Source organism: Inquilinus sp. (assembly GCF_057815775.1).
The window spans coordinates 1-6918 of sequence record NZ_JBYRFX010000040.1; the positions used below are offsets into that span (position 1 = coordinate 1).

Below are 6918 nucleotides of genomic sequence, written 5' to 3' on the forward strand. Positions count from 1 at the left end.
GTCGGCACGCTGCGGGAGGGCGACCGGGTCATGGCCTTCGCCCCGGCCGCCTTCGCCAGCCATGTCACGGTGCCGGCCCAGGTGGTGATGCGGGTGCCTGATGGTATCGACCTCGCCGCCGCCGCGACCATGCCGGTCGCCTTCATCACCGCCTGGTACGCCCTGGTGCATCAGGCCCGGCTGGGCCGCGGCGAAAGCGTGCTGATCCATGGCGCGGCCGGCGGCGTCGGGCTGGCGGCGCTGCAGATCGCCAAGCTGCGCGGCGCCACCGTCGTCGCCACCGCCGGCAATGACGACAAGCGCGCCTTGGCCCAGCTGCTGGGCGCCGATCTGGTGCTGGATTCGCGGTCGCTGGCCTTCGCCGACGAGATCCGCTGGCGGCTGGGCGGCGTCGACGTCGTGTTGAATTCACTGTCCGGCGACGCCATGCGGCGCAGCCTGCGGGCGCTGAAGCCCTTCGGCCGGTTTATCGAGCTGGGCAAGCGCGATTTCGTCGCCGACACCGCGGTGGGCCTGCGCGCCTTCGCTCGCAACGTCTCCTATTTCGGGGTCGATGCCGACCAGCTGCTGAACGCGCAATCCGCCCTGACCGGGCGGCTGCTGCGCGACCTGGACCGGCTATTCGGCCAGGGGCGGCTGACCGCCCTGCCCTATCGCGTCTTCGCGGCGGAGCAGGTCGAGGATGCGTTCCGGTTGATGCAGGGCGCCGGCCATGTCGGCAAGATCGTGATCACGCCGCCGCGCGAGACCCCGGTGCCGGCCGTGGCCGAGGCGCCGTTCCTGGCACAGGCGACCGGGTTCCACCTGGTCACCGGCGGCACCGGCGGCTTCGGCTTCGAAGCGGCGCTCTGGCTGGCGGATCGCGGCGCCAGGACCATTGTCGTCGCCTCGCGCCGCGGCGTGCTGGCCCCGGCGGAGCGGGCCCGGGCGGACCAGCTGGCCGCACGCGGCGTCACCCTGGTGGCGGAACGGCTGGACGTCACCGACCGGCCGGCCTGCGAAAAGCTGCTGGCCGCGCTGGAGCGCCGGCACGGCGCGCTGCGCGGCATCATCCACGCCGCCATGGTGCTGGATGACGGGCTTGTGCGGGACCTCGACACCGCGCGGATCGAACGGGTGTTGGCGCCGAAGATCACCGGCGCGATCCATCTCGACCTGGTCAGCCGCACCCGCACGCCGGACTATTTCGTGCTGTTCTCCTCCGCCACCACGCTGATCGGCAATCCTGGCCAGGCCAATTACGTCGCCGCCAACGCCTATCTCGAGGAGCTGGCGCGGACCCGGCGGGCGCAGGGCCTGCCGGCCCTGGCGGTGTGCTGGGGCGCGATCGCCGATGCCGGCGTGCTGGCGCGCGACACGGCGATGGGCGACGCCCTGAAGCGCCGGATCGGCCGGTCGTCACTGAAGGCCGCCGAGGCGCTGGACCATCTCGGCCGGCTGCTGGCCCGGCCGGACGGCACGCCGGAGGATGCGGTCGTCGCCTGCGCCCGGATCGACTGGCAGGCCGCGACCCGCGAGCTGCCGATCCTGGCCACGCCGCGCCTGGCGCCGGTGGCCGACAGCCGGCGGGCCGAGGCGGCGGAGTCCGAGGTCGACCTGGCGGCGATGATCGCCGGGCGCAGCGACGCGGAGGCGCTGCAGGTCGTGACCGCGACCATGCTGGCCGAGATCGGCCGCATCCTGCGCATGCCGGCAGCCGAGATCGACCCCGACCGTCCCTTCGCCGAGCTGGGGATGGATTCGCTGATGGGGCTGGAGCTGGACGCCGCGATGCAGGGCCGCTACGGCATCGACCTGCCATTCCTGTCGGTCGGCGCCGGCCTGAGCCTGAACGAGCTGGGCGGCCGCGTCGTCGCCCGGCTGCGCGGCGGTGTCACGCCGGCGGCGGGGCCGCAAGAGGCCGCGGCCGGCACCGAGGTGCAGTTGCTGGCCAAGCATGTCGAGATGGATCTGGACGCGGAGAATGCGGTGCTGATGCGCGAAGCGGTGCGCGACCGGGCGAAGACGACGCGGCGAGTGCTCGGATGAGCCGGGGCCGCCTGTCCGACGCCGCCCTGCGCTCGCTGCTCAGCGACGTCCGCGGCAAGGTTGCGGCGCCGGTGGCCGTGCCGGCCGCCGCCGCACCGGCTTCCCCGTCCTACGACGTCAATTTCGAGACGCTGCCAGGCTACGAGGCGCTGCGGATGCAGCGCGCGGTGGGCGACGTGCTGGGCATCGCCAGTCCGTTCTTCCGGACGCATGAGCGGCGCGCCGGGGCGGACACCCGCATCGCCGGGCGGGAGATGATCAATTTCGCCTCCTACGATTATCTCGGCCTGAACGGCCACCCTGCCGTCACCGCCGCGGCCAAGGCGGCGATCGACGCCTTCGGCACCTCGGTCTCGGCCAGCCGGCTGGTGGCGGGCGAACGGCCGTTCCACGCCGCGCTGGAGCAGCGGCTGGCGGAATTCCACGGGGTCGAGGATTCCGTGACCTTCGTCAGCGGCCATGCCACCAACGTCGCCACCATCGGCCAGATCATGGGGCCGGCCGACCTGGTGCTGCACGATGCGCTGATCCACAGCAGCGTCATCACCGGCACCCAGCTGTCCGGGGCGCAGCGCCGGTCCTTCCCGCACAACGACCTCGACGCGCTGGAGGATTTGCTGGCGGCCGAGCGCGACCGATTCAAGCGCGTGCTGATCGTGGTCGAGAGCCTGTATTCGATGGATGGCGACACCATCGACCTGCCGCGGCTGGTGGCGATCAAGCAGCGCTTCGGCGCCTGGCTGATGGTCGATGAGGCGCATGGGCTGGGCGTGCTGGGCCCGACCGGGCGCGGCATCGCCGAAGCCAGCGGCGTCGATCCCCGGCAAGTCGATCTGTGGATGGGCACGCTGTCCAAGACCCTGGCGTCCTGCGGCGGCTACATCGCCGGATCGCGGACCCTGGTCGATTATCTCAAGCTGATGGCGTCGGGCTTCGTGTACAGCGTCGGCCTGCCGGCGCCGATGGCCATGGCGGCGCTGACGGCGCTGGAGCTGGTGATGGACGATGCGGAGGGCCGGGTCGCCCGGCTGCAGGCCAATTCCCGGCATTTCCTGGAACGCGCCCGGGCCGCCGGCCTGGACACCGGCCTGGCCGAGGGCCACGCCATCATCTCGATCATCACGGGGGATTCGTTGAAGGCGGTGCGGCTGTCGAACCGGCTGCTGGAGTGCGGCATCAACGTGTCGCCGATCGTGCATCCGGCGGTGCCGGAGAAATCCGCCCGGCTGCGCTGCTTCATCACCGCCGAGCATGATCGCGGGCAGATCGACCGGGCCATCGCCACCGTGGCCGAGGAACTGGCCCGGCTGGCGGACGAAGCGCCGCTGGCCGGACAGCTGCGCGCTTCGTGACCCCGGAGCGGGTTGTTGCAACCCGCTCCGGACGCAGGGCCGGCCGTGGCTACAGCATGAAGTCGGCAGCCTGCAACGTGATCGCCCCGGTCAGCGCGATGACGAAATCGGCGGCGCCGTCGCCATTCACATCGCCGCTGATCGACGTCTGGCTGCCGGTGACAACGGCGCGCAGCTCGCCCGCATGATGGCCGAAGGCCGCCGAGCCGATGAAGCTGAAGGCCTGGTCGTTGACCACGCCCGTGTTCGCGTCGATCTGCGTCAGGTCGATGCGGTCACCCTGGGCATGGCTGAAGTCGTTGATCCGGTCAGCCGCCGCCACTGTGCTGTCGCCGGGCGCGGTGAACACGAAATGGTCCGCACCCGTGCCGCCGGTCAGGCTGTCCTGGCCAACGCCACCCCGCAGCACGTCGTTGCCGGCACCGCCGACCAGAGTGTTCGCGCCGGCGCTGCCGGTCAAATAGTCCGCGCCGCTGCTGCCATACACCCCCTCGATATCGGCCAGGGTATCGCCCTGCGCATTGCCGCCGAGGCCGGTGCCGAGGGCGAGATTCACCGTCACGCCGACGGAGCCCTCGTTGTACATCGCCGTGTCGAAGCCGTCGCCGCCCTGCAGGATATCGGCCCCGGTGCCGCCGCGAAGCACGTCATCGCCGACCCCACCGACCAGCGTATCGGTCCCGGCCCCGCCGTTCAGCGTGTCGTCACCGGTGCCGCCCGACAGCCCGTTGTTGACGTCGTTGCCGGCGAGGGCATCATCGCCCTGGCTGCCATAGACAGTCTCGATGCCACTCAGGGTGTCGCCCTGGGCGTTGCCGCCAAGGCCGGTGCCGGCGGCGAGGTCAATGGTCACGCCGACGGTGCCCTCGGTGTACATCGCGGCATCGGACCCGGTGTCGCCGATCAGCACATCGGCCCCGGCCCCACCACGCAGCACGTCGTTGCCGACGCCGCCGTTCAGCGTGTCGATGCCGTCCATGCCGGAAAGACTATCGTTGCCGCCGAAGCCGGAGAGGGCATTGTCGGTGCCGGCCCCGGTCAGGCTGTCGTCGAAATTCGTGCCCTGGATATTCTCGATGTCCGTCCCGATCACATCGCCCTGGGCCTCACCGCCCATGGCCAGCAGCACCGCCAGGTTCACCGAGACCCCGACCGTGCCGTTGTAGTCGATAGTGTCGATGCCGGCGCCACCGCTCAGCGTGTCCGCCCCGGCGCCGCCCTGCAGGAAGTCGGCGCCATCCCCGCCGGCAAGCGTGTCGTTGCCGGCCAGGCCATAGAGATGGTCGTCGCCGCCATAGCCGCGCAGCACATTGTCCGCCGCCGATCCGGTCAGGGCATCACCGAAGCCGACCGTGCCCTGGATGTTCTCGATGTCGGCACCGATCGTGTCGCCCTCGGCGTCGCCGCCCGACCCGGCCCCACCGATGATCGCGATCACGCCCGCCGTGCCGTTGTAGTCGATCGTGTCGATACCGACGCCGCCGGTCAGGACATCCGCGCCGGCCCCGCCCCCGAGGAAATCATCGCCGGTGCCGCCGTTCAGCACGTCGTCACCGGCCAGGCCGAAGAGATGATCATTGCCGCCGAAGCCGGACAGCGCATTGGCCGCGTCCGAGCCGGTCAGCGCGTCGCCGAATCCCTCCGTGCCCCGGATGTTCTCGATGTCGGCGCCGATGACGTCGCCCTGGGCATCGCCCCCCAAGCCGGTGCCACCGATCGTCACGCTGACCCCGGCCGCGCCGTTGTAGTCGATCGTGTCGACACCGAAGCCGCCGTTCAGCGTGTCCGCCCCGGCCCCGCCCTCCAGGAAATCATTGCCGTTGCCGCCGCTGAGCGTGTCGTCGCCGGCCAGGCCTTTGAGAGTATCGTCGCCATCGAAGCCGGCGAGGAGGTTGGCAACAGCCGAACCGGTCAGGCTGTCGGCACTGTTGGTGCCCTGGACGTTCTCGATATCGGTGCCGATCACGTCGCCCTGGGCCTCGCCGCCCGACGCCGTCAGGGTCGTCAGGTTGATGGTCACGCCGACGCCGCTGTAGTTGATCGTGTCGATGCCGGCACCGCCGGACAGGGTGTCCGCCCCGGCCCCGCCCTGCAGGACATCATTGCCAGCCTCACCTTCCAGGTTGTCATTGCCGGCCATGCCGGAGAGGACATCATCACCGCCGACGCCGGCCAGATGATTGGCCGCCGCCGATCCGGTCAGCGTGTCGCCGAGGCTCGTGCCATGGATGTTTTCGACATCGAGGCCGATCACGTCGCCGGCGGCGCCGCCCGAGCCTGCCCCGCCGCCGATCGTGATGATCACGCCGAAATCGGTGGTGGTGTCGTAGGAGGCGACGTCGATGCCGGCGCCCCCATTCAGCGTGTCCGCCCCGGCATCGCCCTGCAGCAGGTCGTTGCCGTCACCGCCATTGAGGATATCGTTGCCGTCGGCGCCAAACAGATAGTCGTTGCCGGCAAGGCCGGTGATTGTATCGCCCGCCGCAGTGCCCGAAAGCGTGTTGTTGCCGGCGTCGCCGTTGATGGTCGACATGAAATTCCCCATTCCTGAAATCGATGCTGCCGAAAGAACTGCCGGCGCGCTGCGCTCTCGACCACCAGGGCCTCTGGCGGTCGAGAGCGCATCACGCGTCGGCACCGCCGATGATCCGGCGGCGTTGGCCTGTTGATCGCATGGTGGGCGGCGGCGTGTCTTGGACGGGGCGGCACCGGAATTGACTCGCGGTGCAGTCCGCGCCCGCCGGTCACCGCATGGCGGTCGGGGTGCAGCCGAAGCGGCGGCGGAAGCAGCGGTTGAAATAGGACACGTCGCTGAAGCCGACCGCCAGCGCGAGGTCGCCGATGCGCAGGCCGTCGGACCGCCGGTCGCCCAGCAGGAGCGCGCTGCGCTGCAGGCGCAGTTCCAGCACGCGTTCGGCAAAGCCCGTCCCGGTCTCATGCAGCAGGTCGTGGATGTAGCGGACGGAGAGGCCGAGCTGGCGGGCCAACGCCTTCACGGTGAAGCCGGGATCGGTGTAGCCATCGCGGATGCCGGCGAGGATTGCATCGATCCGTGCCGCGCGCAGGCCCCGCGACGCAGCCTGCTGTGCCGCCTCTCCTGGCCCGCCGAGGACGAGTGTGAGGAGGTCCATCAGCGTCGCCGAGATATGGTCGGCCAGGCCGGGATCGCCGCTGGGCGGCGTGTCGTTCAGCAGCGTCAGATAGCTGCGCAGGAAGGCCAGCGACGCGCCGGACCGGCTGGTGGCGAGCAGGTCATCGACACCGCCGACCATGCCGCGCATCAGTTCGCCCGGCACGATCAGGTTGCGCCAGACATGCCCGCCCCTTGGCGCCGGCCCGCCGGTGATCGACCCGCATTCCTGGGCCGACATCAGCGCCGCAGCCCCCGGCGCCAGCGCCAGCTCGCGCCCGACATGCAGGCCGCCGACCGTGTCGGGCCCATCGTTGATCATCAGGAAATAGGCATCCTGGCTGTCGGCATGCAGATCATGCGGCGTCCGCGTCACGGTCTGCACCGTGCCGTTGAAGCTGGCGAGGC

The 6918-nt window shown here is 70.5% G+C and carries 4 protein-coding genes; 2 read left to right on the plus strand and 2 right to left on the minus strand.

Annotation, left to right across the window (positions count from 1 at the left end; all coding sequences use genetic code 11):
• The coding region (locus AC3XYG_RS01495) for a type I polyketide synthase (protein ID WP_489138041.1) at positions 1–2028 on the plus strand (2028 nt) is incomplete at its 5' end.
• Entirely contained in the window at positions 2025–3380 is a 1356-nt protein-coding gene (locus AC3XYG_RS01500) for an aminotransferase class I/II-fold pyridoxal phosphate-dependent enzyme (protein WP_489138042.1), read from the plus strand. The genes AC3XYG_RS01495 and AC3XYG_RS01500, both read left to right, overlap by 4 nt.
• Before the next feature lie 49 nt (positions 3381–3429).
• On the opposite strand, the gene AC3XYG_RS01505 is transcribed toward AC3XYG_RS01500, so the two are convergent.
• On the minus strand, positions 3430–5913 hold the full coding sequence (locus tag AC3XYG_RS01505; protein ID WP_489138043.1) for a beta strand repeat-containing protein: 2484 nt from the start codon (positions 5911–5913) through the stop codon (positions 3430–3432).
• Between the two features lie 211 nt (positions 5914–6124).
• Positions 6125–6918: helix-turn-helix transcriptional regulator (locus AC3XYG_RS01510; RefSeq protein ID WP_489138044.1), on the minus strand; the 794-nt coding region annotated here is incomplete at its 5' end.

Coding starts and splice junctions, on each gene's coding strand:
- AC3XYG_RS01500 (WP_489138042.1), top strand. CDS start 2,025: ATGAGCCGGGGCCGCCTGTCCGACGCCGCCCTGCGCTCGCTGCTCAGC.
- AC3XYG_RS01505 (WP_489138043.1), bottom strand. CDS start 5,913: ATGTCGACCATCAACGGCGACGCCGGCAACAACACGCTTTCGGGCACT.